Annotated in this window: 15 protein-coding genes and 2 tRNA genes; 11 read left to right on the top strand and 6 right to left on the bottom strand. The window is 40.3% G+C overall.

The window, feature by feature from the left end; all coding sequences use genetic code 11:
* Nucleotides 1-57: 57 nt before the first annotated feature.
* Together QOL76_RS04320 and QOL76_RS04315 are read left to right on the top strand one after the other, a co-directional pair.
* Complete coding sequence (locus QOL76_RS04320) at nt 58-1,260, top strand: pyridoxal phosphate-dependent aminotransferase (RefSeq protein WP_283411789.1); 1,203 nt, start codon at nt 58-60, stop codon at nt 1,258-1,260.
* Nucleotides 1,261-1,343: 83 nt separating this feature from the next.
* On the top strand, nt 1,344-2,054 hold the full coding sequence (locus QOL76_RS04315) for a glycosyltransferase family 2 protein (RefSeq protein ID WP_283411788.1): 711 nt from the start codon (nt 1,344-1,346) through the stop codon (nt 2,052-2,054).
* Here QOL76_RS04315 and QOL76_RS04310 read toward each other — a convergent pair whose 3' ends face one another.
* Nucleotides 2,055-2,831, bottom strand: a complete 777-nt coding sequence (locus QOL76_RS04310) for a glycosyltransferase family 2 protein (protein WP_283411787.1) — start codon at nt 2,829-2,831, stop codon at nt 2,055-2,057.
* Nucleotides 2,832-3,163: 332 nt separating this feature from the next.
* On the opposite strand from QOL76_RS04310, the gene QOL76_RS04305 reads away from it, so the two are divergent.
* The 4 genes from QOL76_RS04305 (at nt 3,164) to QOL76_RS04290 (ending at nt 6,140) form a co-directional block, all read left to right on the top strand.
* Nucleotides 3,164-4,189, top strand: a complete 1,026-nt coding sequence (locus tag QOL76_RS04305; protein WP_283411786.1) for a DUF4421 domain-containing protein — start codon at nt 3,164-3,166, stop codon at nt 4,187-4,189.
* Nucleotides 4,190-4,256: 67 nt separating this feature from the next.
* Nucleotides 4,257-5,801 carry an L-piperidine-6-carboxylate dehydrogenase gene (gene amaB / locus QOL76_RS04300; protein ID WP_283411785.1) on the top strand — a complete coding sequence of 515 codons (1,545 nt, stop codon included), beginning with the start codon at nt 4,257-4,259 and terminating at the stop codon, nt 5,799-5,801.
* A 146-nt stretch (nt 5,802-5,947) separates the two neighbouring features.
* A tRNA-Val gene (locus QOL76_RS04295) sits at nt 5,948-6,022 on the top strand.
* Between the two features lie 43 nt (nt 6,023-6,065).
* Nucleotides 6,066-6,140 (top strand) — tRNA-Val (locus QOL76_RS04290).
* A gap of 101 nt (nt 6,141-6,241) precedes the next feature.
* Here QOL76_RS04290 and QOL76_RS04285 read toward each other — a convergent pair.
* Entirely contained in the window at nt 6,242-8,068 is a 1,827-nt protein-coding gene (locus QOL76_RS04285; protein WP_283411784.1) for a TonB-dependent receptor plug domain-containing protein, read from the bottom strand.
* A 157-nt stretch (nt 8,069-8,225) separates the two neighbouring features.
* Between QOL76_RS04285 and QOL76_RS04280 the strand changes: the two genes are divergently transcribed.
* The gene (locus QOL76_RS04280) at nt 8,226-10,184 is read left to right on the top strand and encodes a M1 family metallopeptidase (RefSeq protein ID WP_283411783.1); all 1,959 of its coding nucleotides are present in this window, start codon (nt 8,226-8,228) and stop codon (nt 10,182-10,184) included.
* 154 nt (nt 10,185-10,338) lie between these two features.
* On the opposite strand, the gene QOL76_RS04275 is transcribed toward QOL76_RS04280, so the two are convergent.
* From QOL76_RS04275 to QOL76_RS04260, 4 genes are all read right to left on the bottom strand, one after another.
* Nucleotides 10,339-11,814 carry a SusD/RagB family nutrient-binding outer membrane lipoprotein gene (locus QOL76_RS04275; RefSeq protein WP_283411782.1) on the bottom strand — a complete coding sequence of 492 codons (1,476 nt, stop codon included), beginning with the start codon at nt 11,812-11,814 and terminating at the stop codon, nt 10,339-10,341.
* Between the two features lie 30 nt (nt 11,815-11,844).
* Entirely contained in the window at nt 11,845-14,991 is a 3,147-nt protein-coding gene (locus tag QOL76_RS04270) for a SusC/RagA family TonB-linked outer membrane protein (RefSeq protein WP_283411781.1), read from the bottom strand.
* 631 nt (nt 14,992-15,622) lie between these two features.
* Nucleotides 15,623-16,054, bottom strand: coding sequence for a VOC family protein (locus QOL76_RS04265; protein ID WP_283411780.1), 432 nt, complete (start codon nt 16,052-16,054; stop codon nt 15,623-15,625).
* A gap of 133 nt (nt 16,055-16,187) precedes the next feature.
* On the bottom strand, nt 16,188-17,840 hold the full coding sequence (locus QOL76_RS04260; protein WP_283411779.1) for a S41 family peptidase: 1,653 nt from the start codon (nt 17,838-17,840) through the stop codon (nt 16,188-16,190).
* A gap of 169 nt (nt 17,841-18,009) precedes the next feature.
* Between QOL76_RS04260 and QOL76_RS04255 the strand changes: the two genes are divergently transcribed.
* From QOL76_RS04255 to QOL76_RS04240, 4 genes are read left to right on the top strand one after another with little or no spacing between them, the layout of a single operon-like run.
* On the top strand, nt 18,010-18,768 hold the full coding sequence (locus QOL76_RS04255; RefSeq protein WP_283411778.1) for a hemerythrin domain-containing protein: 759 nt from the start codon (nt 18,010-18,012) through the stop codon (nt 18,766-18,768).
* Nucleotides 18,768-19,181, top strand: a complete 414-nt coding sequence (gene ruvX, locus QOL76_RS04250; RefSeq protein WP_283411777.1) for a Holliday junction resolvase RuvX — start codon at nt 18,768-18,770, stop codon at nt 19,179-19,181. Before QOL76_RS04255 ends, ruvX begins: the two co-directional genes overlap by 1 nt.
* On the top strand, nt 19,178-19,732 hold the full coding sequence (gene def, locus QOL76_RS04245) for a peptide deformylase (protein ID WP_283411776.1): 555 nt from the start codon (nt 19,178-19,180) through the stop codon (nt 19,730-19,732). The genes ruvX and def overlap by 4 nt, the downstream gene beginning before the upstream one ends.
* Nucleotides 19,729-20,526, top strand: coding sequence for an amidohydrolase (locus QOL76_RS04240; RefSeq protein WP_283411775.1), 798 nt, complete (start codon nt 19,729-19,731; stop codon nt 20,524-20,526). Before def ends, QOL76_RS04240 begins: the two co-directional genes overlap by 4 nt.
* Nucleotides 20,527-20,662 lie beyond the last annotated feature (136 nt).

Below are 20,662 nucleotides of genomic sequence, written 5' to 3'. Positions count from 1 at the left end.
AGATTTTATAATCTTCTCTCTACTTTTGTGGAATTTGTAAAAAAAATCTCTCAAACAATGAACTCTATTTTATCAGACCGGATAATCAATATGGAAGAATCAGCCACTCTTGCGATGGCAAAAAAAGCAAGAGAGCTGAAATCACAAGGAGTTGACATCATCAGCCTATCGTTGGGTGAGCCTGACTTCAAAACACCTAAGCATATCCAACAAGCAGCAAAAGATGCAATCGACGAAGGTAAGTACTTTTCATATCCTCCCGTAGCAGGTTATCAGGATCTGAGAGAAGCTATCGCAAAGAAGCTTCGTGAAGAAAATGAAATCACTGAAGCTAAAGCGGAAAATGTCGTTGTTTCCACCGGAGCAAAGCATTCCATTGCCAATGTATTCATGTGCATGATCAATGAAGGTGATGAAGTTGTTATTTTCTCTCCATACTGGGTGAGTTATGCTGAAATCATCAAGTTGGCAGGTGGAGTTCCAGTATTGATCGAAGGGACTTTGGAAAACAACTTCAAGGCTACTGCCGCTCAATTGGAGGCTGCTATTACGCCAAAGACTAAGGGCGTGATCTATTCTTCTCCATGTAATCCTACTGGATCTGTATTCAGCAAGCAGGAACTAGAAGCTATCGCTGACGTAGTGAAAAAGCATGAGAATATCATGGTGATCGCTGATGAGATCTATGAGAAAATCAACTTTGCTGGTAGAAATTATAGCATCGCGTCTTTCCCAGGTATGTTTGACAGAACAATTACTGTGAATGGTTTTTCTAAAGGTTATGCAATGACTGGCTGGAGAGTTGGGTACATCTGTGCACCAGTTTGGATGGCTAAATCTGTAGAAAAAATCCAAGGTCAATTTACTTCTGGAGGAACAGGTATTGCCCAAAGAGCAGCATTGGCAGGAATTGCTGGAGACCAGACTCCTACTACAGAGATGGCTGATGCATATCTAAGAAGAAGAGGATTGGTATTGGATTTACTTCGTGATATTCCTGGTATCAAAACTCACGTTCCTGAAGGAGCATTCTATTTCTTCCCTGATGTGACTGCTTTCTTTGGCAAGTCTGCAAAAGGGCATGACGTAAAAGATGCAGATGACCTTTGCCTTTATTTGTTGGCTGAAGCTCATGTTTCCTTGGTGACTGGAGCCGCTTTTGGAGCTCCGGATTGTATCAGACTTTCTTATGCGGCTTCAGACGAGGAGCTTGTAGATGCACTGGGCAGAATGAAAAAAGCCCTAGGCGAATTAGCTTAATAAAAACAATTCTTAACCCCGGCAAATAGCCGGGGTTGTTTTTTGCCTAGTCAGAAAGGCTTATTTTTGGGAAAATTTACCCTATGGCTGAAGTTATCGTTATCACACCTGTAAAGAATTCTCTTGAAACTACCTTGGATACCGCAAGGGCAATTTCGCGATCTACCGTTCAAGTGAGGCATATTATTTTTAATGACTTCAGTACTGAAGAGACAAAAGCTGGTTTAGAACAATTCAAGTCTCAGGTAGGATACGAACTGGTACATTTGGAAGATCATACTAATCATCCATCTCCTAATTATAAACTAGTTCTTCAGATGGCTCAGAGGATGGCTAATGATGCGAGTCTGCCTCTTTTGGTAATAGAATCAGACGTGGTTGTAAAGCCAAATACAATTGCTGATTTGCTGAGTTTCCAAAAAGCAACTTCCAAATCAGGTTTGGTGGGATCTGTGACAGTGGATGAAAAAGGCGTAGTGAATTTTCCTTATTTGAAATTTAAAGGTGTAAAAGAAAAAGTGATAGACACCTCAAGAAGTTTGAGCTTTTGCTGCACACTTTTTTCATCTGACTTTTTGAAAGCCTATGATTTTATGGGTTTGGATGAAGCAAAAGATTGGTACGATACCTTTATTTCGAAAAAATCTATTGAACTAGGATTTAAAAACCATGTCCTAATGAATGCTCCAGTTTGGCACCGCCCACATGCGAGCCGACCTTGGAAGCAACTGAAGTACAGTAATCCTCTGAAATACTATTTCCTGAAGTTTTGGAAAGGAATGGATAAGATCTAATTAGAGTTTGCCCAGGAATTTCATCAAGTTATTGTAAGGCTTGGACCAAGTGCGCTGAAATCGAAGTGGGCCATTCAATTCTCGCTCGAAAAAATCCATGTGCTTTGAATTTAGATAGGCTATTCGTTCTCTCTTCTTCTGGGATGTGCCAGTTTTCTTTCGCTTACTCCCTGAATGAATTCGATAGAAAAAACCAATGAAAGGGAGTTTGGCAACGTCACCTCCATTTTTTAGCATTTTGATCCAAAATTCCCAGTCTTCTCTGCCCATTTTCATGTCATCGCTGAAGCAACCTACTGCTAATGCGTCTGCTTTTCTGAAAACAGCACTCACAAAAATCATGTTGTCTCTTGCCAGGAGGTTCAAGTTGAAGTCCTTGAGCTTCCAAGGCTTTTGTCCAAACTCATCAAATTTTACAGCTTCACAATAGACGACTTTTACCTCAGGTTTTTTCTCCAAGACCTGAATTGCCTCCGAAATGTAATTTGAGGATATTAGATCATCCCCGTCCAAGGGAAGGATGTATTTACCTTTAGAAAATTCTATTCCGGAATTTCTAGCTGAGGTAACGCCAGCATTTTTCTGATTAAGTAAGTAGACGTTCGTATACTTTTCGGTGAGCTCTGCTGCGATTTCTTCACTATTGTCCGTAGAACCATCATTTACGATGATGATTTCAAGTTCAGGATAAGTTGAGTTAAGTGCGGATTCGACAGATTTAGCAAGGAATTGTGCCTGATTATAGCAAGGGATTATGATAGATATGGTTGGTTTCAAGTTTTTATAGACATGTTGAAGTAGATGCAATTTAATTGAATAGTTGGTGATTTTCCATTATTGTAAAGGTTGAAGTAGGATCAATTTATTGTAAGTTTATTTTGGTTTGGTATAAAAAAGCCAAACAATAATTTGTTTAATTCCCTGAAGTTCATAACTTTAATCTGGTGATTAAACAACTTTTCAATCGTATTTTACTTTTTCAAACGAGGATTGTAACACTAATCCATTTTTCAACCTCAACCTGTTTCAGAAAAAATCCGGACTACGGTTCGGATTTTTTTTTGAGAATTTTTTAGTGAACTTTCGGCTTGCGTATACACTCACCAGCTATGATCCGAATAAAGATTTCAATAATCTTTTTTGTCTTTATCTATTGCAATCAGTCTTTTGCACAAAAATCGAAGCTACAATACGACTCTATGTATGTGGAAAGTACTCGTGATGTGTTGGCAACTAGACTTTTTTTTAGCAGAAAATATACCAGATTAGTAGCTAAGGCGCCAGAATCCAATGAGCGATACATGTTAGTTCCTAATACTGGATTAAAATTGGGACTTGGATTTACCTATCAAGATCTAACTATTAATGCTTCGTTTCCTGTAAGATTTCTGAATCCTGACCGAATAGGTGATTGGCCTGGGAATTTGGATTTGCAGTCTCACATCTATGCTCCAAAGGTTATTGTGGATTTCTTTGGGCAGTTTTACAATGGGTACAAGATAGATGCTGAAAACCGGACTTATTCTGACGAAGATTACCTAAGGAAAGATATGCGTCTCATTTCTTTGGGACTCAATATGAATTACTTGTTTTTTGGTGACAAGCTGTCCATTGCGGCAGCCTGGAATCAGTCCTCTGTCCAAAAGAAATCGGCTTATTCACCTTTTGTTGGAGTCGAAGGGTATGGAGGGAATATGCGTGGTGACTCTCTATTATTGCCATCGACCCCGCAGACTGATTTGATTAATTTTGACCAGGCCAGTTACTTTTTGGCTGGACCAAATGCAGGGATGGCTGGAACTTGGGTTTTTTGGAGAAATTTCTATCTGACAGGAGTGGCTTCTGTAAACCTGAGTGGAGGATATACGAAGTGGAGGAACGAGGAGGAATTTACGAAGTGGGGTGTAGCACCTACTTATTATTTACGTGGGTTTTTAGGGTACAATGGTCCTCGGTTTGCAATTACCACGAGCTATGTTTATAAAAACCTTAATCTCATCAAGGGAGGACCTTATGATCAAGCAGTAAATACGGGCGATTATAGAATTAATTTTATATATAAAATATATGCAGGAAAGAGTTTTAAGAGAAAGTTCAATAAAGTGAATCCTGTGCGGATCATAATTAAAGAATAGTACTTAATTCTTTGGACTCCCTGTTATAATTGTTTTAGTTTTGAAAGCATAACAAACCCCAAATATAATGGCAGACCAATTTGGTATTCAAGAATCATTGAAGCGACTCGGGCTTAAATCCGAAAACTTAGGAACTTCAACTGGCATCAATTGGATAGATTCAGGTGAGTCGTCTATTTCTTCTTTTTCACCAGCAGATGGTGCCCTGATCGGAAAAGTGCAGTTGACTAATCAGCAGGCCTACGAAGAAGTGATGACTAAGGCACAAGTTGGATTTGAGAGCTGGAGACAAGTGCCAGCTCCCCAACGAGGAGAAATTGTTCGGGAAATAGGAAATGCCCTGAGAGAAAAGAAGGCTGACTTAGGAAAGCTAGTTTCTTACGAAATGGGTAAATCATATCAAGAGGGGCTAGGTGAGGTGCAGGAGATGATTGATATCTGTGATTTTGCAGTTGGTCTTTCCCGACAGTTATATGGTCTTACTATGCATTCAGAGCGTCCTGGCCACCGTATGTATGAGCAATGGCATCCTTTGGGGATAATAGGAATTATTTCAGCATTTAATTTCCCAGTTGCAGTCTGGTCTTGGAACGCTGCTTTAGCTTGGGTTTGTGGAGATGTTTGTGTGTGGAAACCCAGTGAAAAAGCGCCTCTTTCAGGAATTGCCTGCCAGCTCATAGCCGGAGAGATTTTTGAAAAACATAGTATGCCTGAGGGCATTTGCTCGCTTATAATTGGTGATTACAAAGTAGGTGGACTGATGTCTCATGACTCACGGATTCCATTGGTTTCGGCAACTGGTTCTACCCGTATGGGGAAATTGGTCGGTCAAGCAGTAGGGAGTAGGTTAGGCAGATCATTGTTAGAGCTTGGTGGTAACAATGCCATTATAATCACAGCGAATGCTGATATGGATATGGCGATACGTGGTGCTTTATTTGGAGCTGTAGGGACGGCAGGTCAGCGCTGTACTAGTACTCGTCGACTTATTATCCATGAAAATGTCTATGAAGAGGTTAAGTCTAGATTAGCTTCAGCTTACAGCAAATTGGTAATTGGGAACCCTTTGGACGAAAAAAATCATGTAGGTCCGCTGATCGATAAAGATGCGGTAAACATGTACTTGGCTGCCATAGAGAAAGTTGAAAAAGAAGGAGGGAAAGTAGTGGTAAATGGTGGAGTTCTGACGGGAGATGGTTTTGAATCTGGTTGCTATGTAAAGCCAGCAATATATGAAGCCGAAAATCACTTTGAGATTGTGCAACACGAAACTTTTGCTCCAATCCTCTATTTAATGAAATATAGTTCAATTGAAGAAGCGATTGCTATGCAAAACGGTGTGCCGCAAGGGCTGTCTTCTGCTATCATGACCACAAATATGAGAGAGGCAGAGGCGTTCCTTTCTGTGGCCGGATCTGACTGCGGAATTGCCAATGTAAATATCGGTACTTCAGGAGCAGAAATTGGTGGTGCTTTTGGTGGAGAAAAAGAAACAGGTGGAGGTCGTGAATCTGGATCTGATGCTTGGAAAGCGTATATGCGTCGCCAAACTAATACAATTAATTACTCATCCACCTTACCATTGGCGCAGGGGATTAAATTTGATATTTAAAACTATTATTCTTGATTCTGAAAATATTTTGTAAATATTCTTTCTCATTTTCAATAGTTTAGGGATGTTGTTTCAAAATGTATTTGCTTATGAGAAAATAGAAATTACCTTTGCATTCCCTTACGAACGGAAAGGGACACAAAGATGGGAGTTTAGCTCAGTTGGTTCAGAGCATCTGCCTTACAAGCAGAGGGTCGGGGGTTCGAATCCCTCAACTCCCACATCTAAGTATAATTACTCGAAAGTGTGTAAAAGTTATTTCCTGGGAGTTTAGCTCAGTTGGTTCAGAGCATCTGCCTTACAAGCAGAGGGTCGGGGGTTCGAATCCCTCAACTCCCACATTCAATCCCGGATAATTTATTCGGGATTTTTTTTTGTTAAAAAAAAAGGCTGTCTCAAATATGAAACAGCCTAGCCTTGGTTCGAATTGTACTTGTTGATTATTCTAAATTCAACATGAATCCAGCCCTAAACCATCTCCCTGGCATTTGCACAGTTCCAGCTTCCACGTAATCAGTGTCAGTGATATTGGATGCTTCTACAAAGAATCCGATTTTTCCTGTTCTATTATAATCTGCTCTCATATCCAGAAGGAAATAGGGGTCCTGATTCATTCGTTCTACATTTCTCATCTTTGTATTCCACTCCAGCTTTTGGCCAATCCCAATGAGGATTCCGCCAATCAGCTGATTTTTCAAAGCTGTCAATGCGTATCTAGTCTCGATTCCAGGCTGATTGATTAAATCTGCGTCGAGGTAGTTATAGGATAGGTTAAATTCTTTGATGTGTAAAGTTTTGCCATTAGGGCTAATTCTATAATTTAATGAAGCTTCAATTCCATTGAATTTAACTTGACTGAAATTCTGTGGTTGCCATGGTGTGTCTGCATCAGGTCGAGTCCATTCGATTAGGTTGTCAGTACTTCTGTTAAAGTAAACCAGTTCTGCAAAAATTCCGGATTTCGACCATTTTGCTCCAATCTCAAAGTTTTGAGCCTGCTCAGGTACCAGTTGATCATTCCCGATATTCGTAGGGCCCACATAATAGAGATCGTTGTAGGTGGGGATACGATAGCTGATTCCGTATCCTGAGTATAATCTAAAGTCGGTTGCCGCTTGAAAGCCAAGTTCAGCACCTGGGAAATGCTTCCAGCCATATTCTGAATAATAATTTGAATAAACTCCAGCTCTCAAATCTACTTTCGAACCGAAGGTAACCATCTGCTCCAAGAAGATTCCTGTTAAAACTCGATCACGATTTCCAAGGTTAGTGCTTTCGATCGTTTCTTTTCTAGTTTCTACTCCAAAGCCAGTTGTGCCAAGTTTTGTCTCAAAATTCCCATTTGCCTCCAACGCGTAGACATCGGTGGTGTGAAAGTTTTGGTAAAAAGAAGGCTCATTTCTTTTGAGCACATACTCATCTTGATTTTTTCGAAAGTAGCCTCGGGTGTTCAAGTAAAAGTTGTTCAACGTAAGAGTGTGACTCAAGGAGGCTAAGGTAGTTTGCACACTTTCCCACTGGTCAGGAAAAGAACTGGAGTAAAAACCATTGGCTCCAAAACTTCTATCTGTGTAGGCAATCATCCCTTTTAGCTCATTTTTTTCGTTGAGGTTAGCTCCGCCTTCGTAGAATATGTTACTGACTTGGTAGTCTGAGTTGTACCAATGTCCATTAGAGTCATCGTAGGAAATCGCCAGATTTTGCTTGTAGCTCCCTATGGGTAGAGAGCCGGCGAAGTTGATTCCTTTCATTCCAAAGTCGCCAGCATATCCTTGTACTCTTGCGTATCTTTTATCGCTCAGTTCGGTAATGACATTAATCGCTCCAGCATAAGCATTTTGACCAAAAACTCTTGAAGCTGGGCCTTTCAGTACTTCAACTCTATCGATATTCACCAGCGGGACAGGTATGTTCATCATGTGATGGCCTGTTTGCGGATCGCTGAGTTTGATTCCATTTAGCAGCATCAGCGTCTGCTCAAAAGAGCCACCACGGATACTAATATCTGATTGCACCCCGGTGACACCTCTTTGACGGACATCAACTCCAGGAACAAAGGATAAAACTTCGGCTAAACTTCGGGCTGGCGTAGTTTCTATTTGACGTTTACTGACCAGAGAGATGTTTCTGCTTTGCTTTGAAAAAGGAAGTTGGATCCTGTTTTCTTGAATCAAAACTTCTCCTAATTCTTGGGTGGTAGTGTCTGTTTGGGCATTTACGCTTAAACAAAATGCCAAGGAAGACACAAGTAGTACTAGTTTTTGCATGGGTTGATCGTAAATAGTAACCCAAAAGTGGACTGAAAATATCCTTTTTCCAATAAGGATATATTTCTAAAAATTCCTTAAAGGGCGAATCTCATGGAAAATATAAGGGAGGTTAGAATAGCAATTCTTACTTTTGAAACTAAATCAAATAAATAGTATGCGCAGGAAAATAATAGTTAAGCTGCTTTTTGCAGGAGCTATGCTCGCAGGATTCAGCAATTCTTTTGCTCAAGAAGTAAAAGAAAATAACCAAAAGGAATTTGGAGAATTTATCAACCGTAAAGGTACGTATACCCGATCTGCCTCAGGAAAACCTAATGTGGGATACTGGCAGAACAAAGCGGACTACCAAATCGCGGTAACCTTGGATGATTCCACCCATACGCTGGCCGGAAACATCACCCTTACTTATACAAATAACAGCCCTGAGTCTTTAGATTTTATCTGGATGCAGATGGAGCAAAATCGATTCACCGAGGATTCCCGAGGTACATTGACTACCCCGATTCAAGGCAACCGTTACAATGGAGATGTGGATGGAGGATATGAAATAACAAATCTACAGGCCAAAGTTGGTTCCAAAGGGTCAGTTTCTACCAAGCACATTGATTCTGACACAAGAATGCAGGTTTGGTTCAATGAGCCTATCCCAGCAAAAGGTGGAACGGCAACTGTTTCTATGGATTTCTCTTTCAAAGTTCCAGTTGAAGGAATGGATAGAATGGGAAGATTAGAAGTAGAAGATGGTTGGATTTATGCTTTTGCTCAGTGGTATCCTAAAGTAGCGGTATTCGATGATGTAGAAGGTTGGAATGTCGAGCCATACTTGGGAGCTGGAGAGTTTTACCTTGAGTATGGAGATTTTGATTATAAAGTTACTGTGCCTTATGACCACATCGTGGTAGGTTCCGGAGAGCTTTTGAATCCAAAAGAAGTGCTAAGCAAAGAGCTTCAGAATCGTTATGCGAAAGCAAAGGACAGTGATACCACTGTAATGTTGATTACTGCCGAGGAGCTTGGCAATACTGAATTGACGAGACCTAAGCAAGAAGGAACGGTCACTTGGCACTTCGCTATCGAAAATAGCCGCGATGTGGCTTTTGCTACTTCCAAAGCATTTATCTGGGATGCTGCAAAAATCAATCTTCCTAGCGGGAAGAAAATTTTGGCTCAGTCTGCATATCCTAAAGAATCAAATGGGATAGAAGCTTGGTCAAGATCAACGGAATATAGTAAAGCTTCAATCGAGCATTATTCCGAGATGTGGTTTGAGTTTCCTTATGCTACTGCAACTAATGTGGCAGCAGACATAGGAGGCATGGAGTATCCCGGCCTGAACTTCTGTAGCTATAATTCCAAAGGAGCAGGGTTGTGGGGCGTGACTGATCACGAATTTGGGCACAACTGGTTCCCTATGATCGTAGGTACTAACGAGCGTCGTTATGCTTGGATGGATGAAGGTTTTAACACGTTTATCAATCATTACAGTACATTGGCATTCAATGAAGGAGAGTATCCTTCTAATCTGAATCAAACTCGCAGATATGTGAATTTCTTTACTAGCGAGACACGAGAGGGAATCGATACCTATCCAGATGTTGTGAATATCAATAATTTGGGAATGTTAGCATACAATAAGCCTGCAATGGGATTGTTGTTGCTTCGTGAATATGTACTGGGCCATGAGCGTTTTGACAATGCGTTTAAGTCCTACATCAAAACTTGGGCTTACAAGCATCCGCAACCAACAGATTTCTTCAATCATATTGAAAATGTAGCTGGTGAAAACCTTTCATGGTTTTGGCAAGGATGGTTCTACGGAACAGGTAATATTGATTTAGGTGTAAGTGCAGTAGTTCCTTATGCTGGCAACTATGTGGTTGTTTTAGCAAACAAAGGAGATATGCCAATGCCAGTATTGCTGGAAGTTACTTTTGAGGATGGTACAACAGAGCGAAAAATGCTTCCTGTAGAGATTTGGCAAAGAGGTGATACTTGGAATTACTTGTTGAAAACTGACAAGAAAGTGAAAAGCGTAGTTATTGATCCGGATAAGCTTCTTCCAGATGTAAATCTTGGTAACGATAGCTGGCCACAGCATCTATACGAAAATTAAAGTAGAAAAGCCCAGATGAAAGTCTGGGCTTTTTGATGCTTCTCAAATCAATGATATCCTAAGATATGATTATCATGATTTTGCATACGCTATAAATAAAAATGGGCTTCGTCTCTTATTGAGAAAAGCCCATTTAATTTATTTCAATAGGGTGTTATTTAATCCACCACGTCATTTCGTGAATGTTGTCATTGCCTGCTCCAAATTGTTTTGTAATCGCGGAAGTAACATTGTCAGCATTGAAATTGTATTCTGACTGGGGATAGATCCATCTGTATGGAATCTCTACTCCTGCAGGTCTTCTGAAAGAAGGGAAACCTGTGCGATGATGGTCGTAGAAAGATGTCCATTGCATCTGGAAGAAAGACTGTAGGTATTTTTGCATCACAATCATCTCGATTTTTTCTTCCTTCTGGGTGGCATTGGAAAAGTCATTCAATGGTTCGTTCAGGTAGCTCAACGCTGCATCAGCATCTACATAGCTGCTGTATTCTTCAGAATACATTTCATAGAATTTGAAAGAGCCTTTTACTCCAGATTCATAAAGCATTTTGGCGTCTGCATTGATCCAGCCTCGAACAGCAGCTTCAGCTAGAATCAGTTGCTGCTCAGAATAGCCCATAAGCTTGTAAGGTTCGTTCACAGGGTCTCTGTGGTACCTATCATTCACTTTAGACACATTTCCTTGAGTTGCTTTTTCATTTACTTCGCCATAAGGAGCAGCAGGATCACCACCTTCGTATGCAGAGAAGTCATCTATTGCCTTACCCGCTTCTTTGGCAGATTTCGTCTGAGTACAGTAGATAAATAGACGAGGGTCCTTTCTAACCTGTAGTCTCTGGATAAATGTAGAATCAATGTACATCCCAGAACTGAATCCACTACTATTGAAGTCAGGGTAACGGTTGTTTTGCTGATCTAAGAAAACCAATTGACCACTTTCAGACTCACTTTCCATTAATGGATTTTTCGTGAAAATAGAATTGAATTCAGATGGGTCGATTTCTCCTGACTCTACCTTCGGAGAAAGAGTCATCAAAACTTTAAGTCGGAAGGCATTAATCAATTTTCTCCAAGAAAGCACATTTCCACCATAGATAATATCACCAGCAATAATTGTGTTTTGCTCCGAAAGTATCTCTTCAGCCTCTTTCAATTCCATCAAAATTCCTTTGAATACAGTTTCCTGATCGTCATATATAGGAGCATATTCTTCATTGGTTTCACCTTTCAAGGCAGAAGAATAAGGCACATCACCAAAATTCAAAGTTAAATTGAAGAAGTAGTAGCTTCTAAAGAACTTGCCCAAAGCGATGTAGGAAGGATCATTAATTCGCTCAGCCTCTTCGATCATTTTGGTTACATTTCTCAATACAGAATACGGTCCGAAGCTGCCTCTGTCCCATTTGTAAAATTGATTGGAGTTTTCTCCATCGGTCTGAACGAGCATTTTCTGCGCATAAAGTGGAGAAGTGCCTCCATAAGCTCTGAAGACATCCCATTCTACATTTGTGAGTAGGAGCTGAGGGTGAGTTTCAGTAGGTAGGTTAGGGTTGATGTTCATTTCCTCCAAATCGGAGCAGGAAATGAATACCATAGAAAGAAATAGGATAACTAATATGTTTTTCATTTTATTCAAGTTTTTTCTGACTGAAATCAATTAAAATACGGCCTTCAAGGTCATGCCTACATAGCGAGAAGATGGATCCTGTAGATTGTTATCATTGCCATAGTCCGGGTCTAGATAAGGCAATTTCTTCAGTACAAATAGATTGTATCCATAAAGTGTCAGATCAAGGTTTTTAATTTTTTTGGACTGCATGAGGTTCATCAAGTCATAGGTTACAGAGAGTCTTCTCAACTTGAGGTAGGAACGGTCATACACATTCGCAAAAGTTTTGCTTTCGTCTTCAGTGACTTGTGCTCTATATGGATAGGTCTGCGACCAGGTCTGCCAGCTCACTGCAGTTGTGTTTGGAGCGTATTCTCTGGAGTCAGAAATTACATTTCCATTTACATCTCGTACCAATTCACCCCCAGTGACTACTACACCTTCTGGTACATAGACTGGTTGCCCGGCAGCATATTCTGCATCTCTATATTCTGTAGAGTTCGGGTGCTTACCTCCCCACCACATTTTCTCTATAGTCACTGATCTCAGTAGTCCTCCCCAGGCACCATCCACATCCATTGCAATTCTGAATTTGTTGATGTTAAATTGGTTTTGGATACCAAATCTCCAGGATGGGTCTAGGTGGCCAATTTTAGTTGGGAAAGGATCTCTGGAAGGCATTCCAGTGTTGGCGTCTAGGATTACTTGACCATCAGCACTTTTTTGCCAAACAGTAGCATAATAGCTATCCGCTCTATCACCTACGCTTAGGTTGCCGAATTTCTCCTCGTCGCCATAGATGCCTGTGATTTTTCGCTCAAACTTGGTCCAGTTGGCACCAATGTTCCAAGAGAATTTTTCTTTCTGAATTGCTGCATAATTCAACATTAATTCAAAACCGTTGGTGGTGTATTCGTTTCCGTTCACCTTGCGTGAAGAGTAGCCAGATGCTTCAGATATGCTTAGATCTATGATCTGATTTTCATCCAAAATTCTATAGTAGGTTCCTTCTACACCTAATCTTTTCTGAGCAAATGAAGTAGATAAACCAGCTTCGAAAGTTGTTGATTTCTGAGGCATGATCTCAGGGTTTACAAGGCTCGAGGAATAGTTTACTGAAGGAATAGAACCGTAAGTCACTCCTTTATTGTAAGCAGAGTAAATACTGTAAGGACTCAAATCACTCGAAACCTCAGACCAGGATCCATACAACTTGATGAAGTCGATTGCTTTTGGCAGGGTAACAAATTCAGATACAATTGCACTTATAGAGGCAGATGGGTAGAAGTACGAATTGTTAACCTTTGGCAAGGTCGACGACCAGTCATTTCTTGCTGTAAAGTTGAAGAAAAGCGATTGCCATACGTCTAAGCCTATTGAGCCATATACACTTCGAATTTCTTTTTCTTCCAAATAATTGGAAGCTTGAACTGGACCCTGGGTGTTATTTAAGCTATAAACATAAGGAACGATCAATCCATCTGAAGAAGAATAAGCTTGTTTGTAGCTTCTGTAGAAACTTGAAGCACCCGCGTTGACTGTTAATCCAAAGGTTTCGTTGAAATTCTTATTGTAGGCGGCAAGGAAATCCGTGTCAAGGTTTAACTGGTCATCATTCCAGAATTTGTAATCGCCGTTTCTGGAGTCTCCATAATTCATATAGGACTTCGGACTCTGCATATCTTCAAAAAGAGATCTCTGTCTCGCAGAGATTCTACCTTGTATGTACAAATCAGGCATGATCTGATATTTCAGTTTCAGCTTGCCGTCCATTACATTCCTGTTGTGAACCTGATTCAGTTCGTTGGCTGCAAAATAGACATTGTTATACCAAGCATAATTAAAGTTAGCTTGTCTATAGCCTTCCAGTCCAGGTACGTACATGTGGTCTCTCAAGTCCTGGCCATTTACATCATCACCCATCCATATCAGGATCGTGTACATGTGGTTTTTAGGACCATATCCGTATCGTGGATAGTTTGGGGAGTAAACTTTATTGTAACCCAATGTCGCATCCAATTGCAATTTTTCACTGAGCTTAAAAGTAGAGTTAAAGTTAAAACCCCCTGTGTTTACAGAAGTATTTGGAACCTGACCTTGCTGAAATGCATAATTTGCTGAAAATCTCAATTGAGCTTTTTCACCTTGGTAAGCAACAGAAATGTCATTTTTGGTAACTACACCAGTTCTCATGAAATCTTTCAAATTATCATGACGCTTCCACTCTGTAGGTACACGTTCATAGCGAGATTTGTCATCATATACGGTACCAGTGACGCTTCCGTACCATTCGATTTCTTCACCTGTCTGCTTATCACGGATAGGGCTATTCCATTGAGGAACCATTACTCCAGGTTCAAACTTTGGACCCCAGATCATGTCACCATCTGAGATACCACCATCTGCACCATCCCAGAATTCATATTTTCCATTTGATCCATTTCCATATTCTGTCTGAGTTTCTGGAAAGACCGTGAAACCAGCAATAATCATATTGTTCGTAGAGGCAGTTACAGTCAGCCCTTCTTTAGACGCATTTTTTCTTGTGATCAGAATTGCACCATTTTTTCCTCTAGAGCCATAAAGGGCAGAGGCGGACCCCCCTTTAAGCACATTAATGCTTTCAATGTCTTCTGGAGAGATGTCAAATAAGTCACTTTCTAGAGGAATGCCATCTAATACAATCAATGGACTTTTCCCTCTTAGACTAAATGAAGGGGATTGGAACATTCCCGTGGGATTGGTAACTGTCAATCCTGCAATTTGACCAGATAAGGCATTCCCAAGGTTCAAAGTAGAAGCTTCTGCTACTACTTCCATTGGAACTTCCTGCGTAGCATAACCTAGTTTTTTCTTCTGCTGCTTGATACCTATCGCAGTTACTACTACTTCATCCAGAGACTTGCTGTCTTCCGTTAGAGTGATATTGATAATACTTCTTCCATTGATAGGCTCTTCTTGAGCTTCAAATCCAATAAAACTAAACACTAAAATAGCGCTCTCGTCTGCCATGATTGTGTAATTACCATCAAAATCGGCAATCGTCCCTTTATTGGTGCCCTTCACCAATATGGTTACCCCTGGAAGTCCCTCTCCTGTGGCGTCTGATACTTTTCCTTTGATCTGAACCTGCGCCAAAAGGCATGTCGGCAGGAGCAGCATCAACAAAGCAATAACTGTAAAAGTCTTCTTCATTTCCTAGATTTAAAATTTGAGAATGGTTTTAAATAATTGATAATCAGTTTGAAGCCAGGTGTAAGTAGCTGTGGCTGATATCAGAGGACAAAAGTATCTAAGGAGAGAAAGGGAGGCTTAGAATTTAGGTTTTCAATTTGTTATTTTAAAAACCTGAATAATAAAGGAGAGGTAATGTGGTCAACTAATTGACTTTTTATAAATCCACACTTTTTAAAAAAGTAGATGTATTAAATAGTCTTAATCGATGAGCAGATTAGTTTTTGTTATGAAAAAGTAATTTATTTTAGTCAAGTGGGCGGGTTTGTGCTTTTTTAAGGGTTAAGTCAGTTTTATATTCTTAACAGAAAGGTAAACTCGGTGAATCCTATCTTATATTCTATTATATGATTATCCGCAAAGATGCCTGTCACCTTAGATTCATTGCTTATATGGCCGGAAGACCGATGACCGATGACCGATGCTGCTTCAATTCTTAAGTTAAGATATCCTTTTTTGCTTTTGACTCCATACTGGAGCAAAAGCGGATATACATATTCTATTATTAATGTTGAGAAATATGGGCAGCCTTAAAAGAAAAAACCCAGATCTAAGTCTGGGTTTTACGAATGTGTTGTTTCATAGTTGACTGTCAATAGTCATCATTGATTTCCAACCAAAGCCCATCAGGATCTTGGATGTAAATCTGGCGAATACCATCGACTCGGATGGTTACTTTGCCCTTTTCCCCAAGCCAGCTTTCAAATGGATAGTCTGTGCTTTCCAGTGTTTTTATGAAGGCATCCATATCCTCCATGCTGAAACAAAGGTGGTTCACTTTAGAGATTTGAGTTGGGACATTTGCGGCTTCAATAATATGAAGAGCAGCTCCACTTCCTATATCATACCAAGCATGAAGACCATCTTTGAAAGGTTCTTCAATTTCTTTCAGGCCAACTATTTTCTGATAAAACTCCTTGCTCTCCGCAAGATTGCTTACGTGAACAGCGATATGGTTGACTTTGATCTGTGCATAAGTACTCATGGTAATTCCTAGTAATAAAAAGGTAAATAAGGTCTTCATCTGCATTAGTGGGTTTTGGAAAGCTTAATGTTAATGGTTTTGGTCATGGATTGAAAATTAATTTTGATAATAAATAAGAAAGCACCCACCAAAGTGAGTGCTTTCCCAATTATGCATTCGATAATACCAATCTTTATTCCTCCTCTTCTTCATGGAGGTCAGTTGCCATAGCAATTTTCTCTGCCTCATCAAACAACTTGATCGCTTGAAGGTAAACTTCATTGATGTCATTGACGACTTTGTAGAAAGCGCTGTCATCATAAAGCTGTCGACCTACATGAGCTTTTACCAAGATTTTAAGGTATTCTTTAGACTTATTGAAATCAGCTGCGTCAAAGTCAACTTTATTCTTATTGCCATATTCTACCAATTGATTCAGCATCGCGTCACTTACGGTAAAGTCACTGTAATACTGCTCCACGGTCATATTCTCAAATTTGGCTTTGTTCTCATTTACATAATCCAGCACAAATTCCCTATTTGAATCTGAGTTGAAGAGTCTATTTACATAGGCTGAAGACATGGTGGTGTCTAGAGGAACAAAGTAGTCAGGCATGATACCTCCACCGCCATAGACTGTACGGCCTTTCACTGTTTCGTATTTCAAGCTGTCATTGAACTTAATACTATCAGCAGAGAAAAACTCTCCGTGTTTGAAACGATTCATGAAATCGCTTTCATAAGCTTCGTAATCAGATCCATAAGGTTTCTGAATAGATCTTCCCGAAGGAGTATAATACCGTGCTATCGTTAATCTTAATTCAGCACCATCAGACAAGTCAATAGGCATTTGTACCAAGCCTTTTCCAAATGATCTTCTACCTACAATCAAACCTCTGTCATTATCCTGAATTGCACCTGCAAGAATCTCAGAAGCTGAAGCGGATCCTTCATTCACAAGTACGATTATTGGCCCTTCTTCAAATAGGCCTGGCTTGAAAGCAAAAGCTTTTTGGTTGTACTGGTCTACTTTTCCTTCTTGAGAAACGATCAAAGCTTTACCTCCCAATAGTTCATCAGCCATATTAATCGCCGCTCCCATGTAACCTCCTGGATTGCCTTGAAGGTCAATGACCAATTTTTTCATCCCTTTTACTTTCAGGTCATAAAGAGCTTCTTTGAACTCATCATAGGTAGTAGCAGCAAATCGGGTTACTTTGATGTAGCCGATCTCATCGTTAACCATGTAAGATGCATTGATGCTATATTGAGGGATCTTATCACGCGTAATTTTATATTCGATAAGGTCCTTTTGGTTTTTCCGCTTCATGTCCACCACTACAACAGAACCTTTTGGTCCACGTAGTTTTTCAAAGACATCTCTATTAGTAACTCCGACACCAGCCATCGTTTCTCCATCTACTCTGATGATTTGGTCGCCAGATTGAATACCTAGAGCTTCGGAAGGTCCACCAGTCAAGGGTGCCACCACATATATGGTATCTCGTATGATTCCAAACTCTACTCCAATTCCATCAAACTCTCCGTCAAGTTGTGATTGAACAATTGAAGCGTCTTTTGCAGGAATATAGCTGGTATGTGGATCCAAATGCTCCAACATTTTATTGATCCCATAATCTATTAATTCATTGGAATTGACACTGTCTACATAATCTCTGTTGACGTAAGTCATTATTTCCTGAAGCTTATAAAGTGCAGCCCTTAGGTCATTTTGATTTCCTTTTGGCTCAGCAAAAGTTGCCCCGATCCATATTCCAGCTGAAATGGCTAATGCCAAAATTATTGGAAGTCTGATTTGGGATTTAGTGTTTTTCGTCTCGCTCACGGCTTTCTCTTTCAGTTGGTTATATTTCTTTATTGTTAAGGTAAATTACCCATTTTCCCCCTCATTTCGAAGCGTCTTTTGATAAAGGTTACAAATGTTTATACGAGGGAAGTATATAATGGCTCAATTTATTCCCCTTTTTTCTGTTAAAAAAAATTATTTTTGCAACATGCAAACAGAAGACGATTTCGAAAAGGCTCTGATAGGAGATTTAGTTTCTGAAAACTATGTCTTCGCATCTGTGCTACATTATTTCGGAATTAGCTTTTATCAGTACCCAACGGAGTCGCTGGAAGTGGTTTGCAAAAAGCACAAGGTGCATTCCAGTCAGCTGATTACAGAATTGGAATCTTGGGCGCAGCGCAAGGAGCCAACTACCGAAGAACTTTACTTGAACCCCATCGAAGTTTTAGTGGCTTATCTGAAGAAAAAGCACTACTATTTCGTACGACAAGAATTACCTTTTCTTTCTAATATAATCTCTGGGATAGTTCCTGAGCCACAATTTACCGCTTTGATGGCAGATCTTAGGATTATGTTCCCACTTTTTGTGGAGGATTTTATACATCATATCCATGAGGAGGAAAACAGGCTTTTCAAAAGAATCGAATTGCTTCAGGATATTGAGGAAAATCGATTTTCGTTACAAGATGCCATCACTATTTTAGAGAGAGATCCGGTACATATGCTTGCCGACCAGCATGAAATTCACGATGACGAGATGGAGGGAATTCGAAAGTTGACCGCTGATTATTCCTTAGCTCCGGAGGCTCCGCTCACCATGAAGGTTCTTTACCACGAATTACAGAATTTCGAACAAGAACTTAGGATCCATGCAAAAATTGAAGACGAACTTCTTTTCCCTAAGGCGGTTGAACTAGAAAGAGAAGCTTTGCGCCAAATCAAGAAGAAAACTAGAAAAAACTAATGCCCAGAATACTCGCAATTGATCTGGGAACCAAAAGAACCGGCCTGGCTGTTACCGATACTTTAAAAATGTTGGCTAATCCGCTTGAAACTATTGAAACTTCCACATTGCTCGATTACCTCAAAAGGTATTGCCAAAAAGAAGAGGTTGATACATTAGTTTTAGGCTATCCAACACGATTGAATGGTGAGCACAACGAAATGACCCCGAAAGTAATTACTATGAAGGACAGGCTTTCAAAGGCATTTCCCGATAAAAAAATAGAACTCGTCGATGAGCGGTTCACTTCTAAGATGGCCATGCAAAGTATGATCACCATGGGAAGTAAAAAGAAAGACAGAAAAGAAAAGGCCGGAAACCTGGACAAGGTAAGTGCGGCGATTATTCTACAATCCTATTTAGAGAGACAATGATTTACCCAATAGTTGCTTACGGTAACCCAATTCTTAAGAAAGAAGCAGAGGAAATTACCGAGGGGACCGAGCTCGATGAGCTTATCAAAAATATGTTTGCTACGATGGACAACGCCAATGGCGTAGGTCTCGCAGCACCTCAAATCAATCAGGGAATTAGTCTATTTGTGATTGACAGTACCTTAATGCTAGATGAGGATGATGAAGAAGTCGGGATTCGTCGTGCATTTATCAATCCTATTATTTTGGATGAATATGGGGATGATTACAGCTTCGAAGAAGGCTGCTTGAGTATTCCCGAGGTTCGTGCGGAGATTACTCGCCCTGAGACCTTGACTATCGAGTATTACGATGAGAATTGGAATCTGAAAGAAGATGAATTCACAGGAATGACCGCTCGCGTAATTCAACATGAATATGATCACCTAGAAGGAGTCCTTTTTATAGATTACCTAAAGGGTCTGAAAAAACGCTTGGTGAAATCCAAATTGATCGACGTCAGCAAAGGAAAGATATCCACTGATTACCGTATGATATATCCTCTCAGATGATAAAATCCCCACAATTCAACATAGCACTGGTACAGACAAAGCTTTATTGGAAAGATAAGGTGGCCAATCTGGCGATGCTGGAAGAGAAAATGTGGGAGATTGATAATGGCGTGGATTTGATTATCCTGCCTGAAATGTTCCCGACAGGATTTAGTATGGATGCTGCTGAGTTGGCTGAGCCCATGAACCTGAATATCTGCAAGTGGATGCGGCAGATGGCTTCGCAAAAGAATGCCACAATCGCCGGAAGTGCGATCATCCAAGTGGATGGGGATTATTACAACCGCTTGCTTTGGGTGAGTCCTGACGGAATGATTCAGCATTACGATAAGCGTCATCTTTTTCGGATGGCTGATGAAGATCAATCTTTTTCAGCAGGAGATAGGTTGCCGATTTTTGAGTTGAATGGCTGGAAAATATGCCCACAGGTTTGTTATGATTTACGATTTCCTATTTGGTCTAGGAATAGAATGATTGATGGGAAGCTGGCGTACGATCTGATTTTTTATGTAGCGTCTTGGCCTGCGGCCCGAGTTTCCGCTTGGGATGCACTTTTGCCCGCCAGGGCTATTGAGAATCTAGCTTATTCTATTGGTGTTAATCGGGTAGCAGAAGATGGCAATGGGATAATGTACAATGGGCATTCTGCTGCCTATGATTTCAAGGGAAATTCGCTTGAGTTTCTGGGAGAGGAGGAGAAAATCAGCATAATCACCTTAGATAGAGAAGCTTTAGATTCCTACCGGGAGAAGTTTCCGGCTTGGATGGATTCCGATAATTTTTCAATCCAATAAGTTAACCCGTTAAGGATTCTTACTTTACGTAAGTGGAATTTGAAACAAGGATATTTTCCGTATTTTAGCCCCAATATTTTAAGACCCTGTTTCCTCTTTTTTCCAATCCAACTACAGTTTGAAATGGAGCTGACCT

It is taken from the genome of Algoriphagus winogradskyi (genome assembly GCF_900182815.1).
Classification (GTDB): domain Bacteria; phylum Bacteroidota; class Bacteroidia; order Cytophagales; family Cyclobacteriaceae; genus Algoriphagus; species Algoriphagus winogradskyi.
This window is presented reverse-complemented; position numbering and strand designations above follow the sequence as displayed.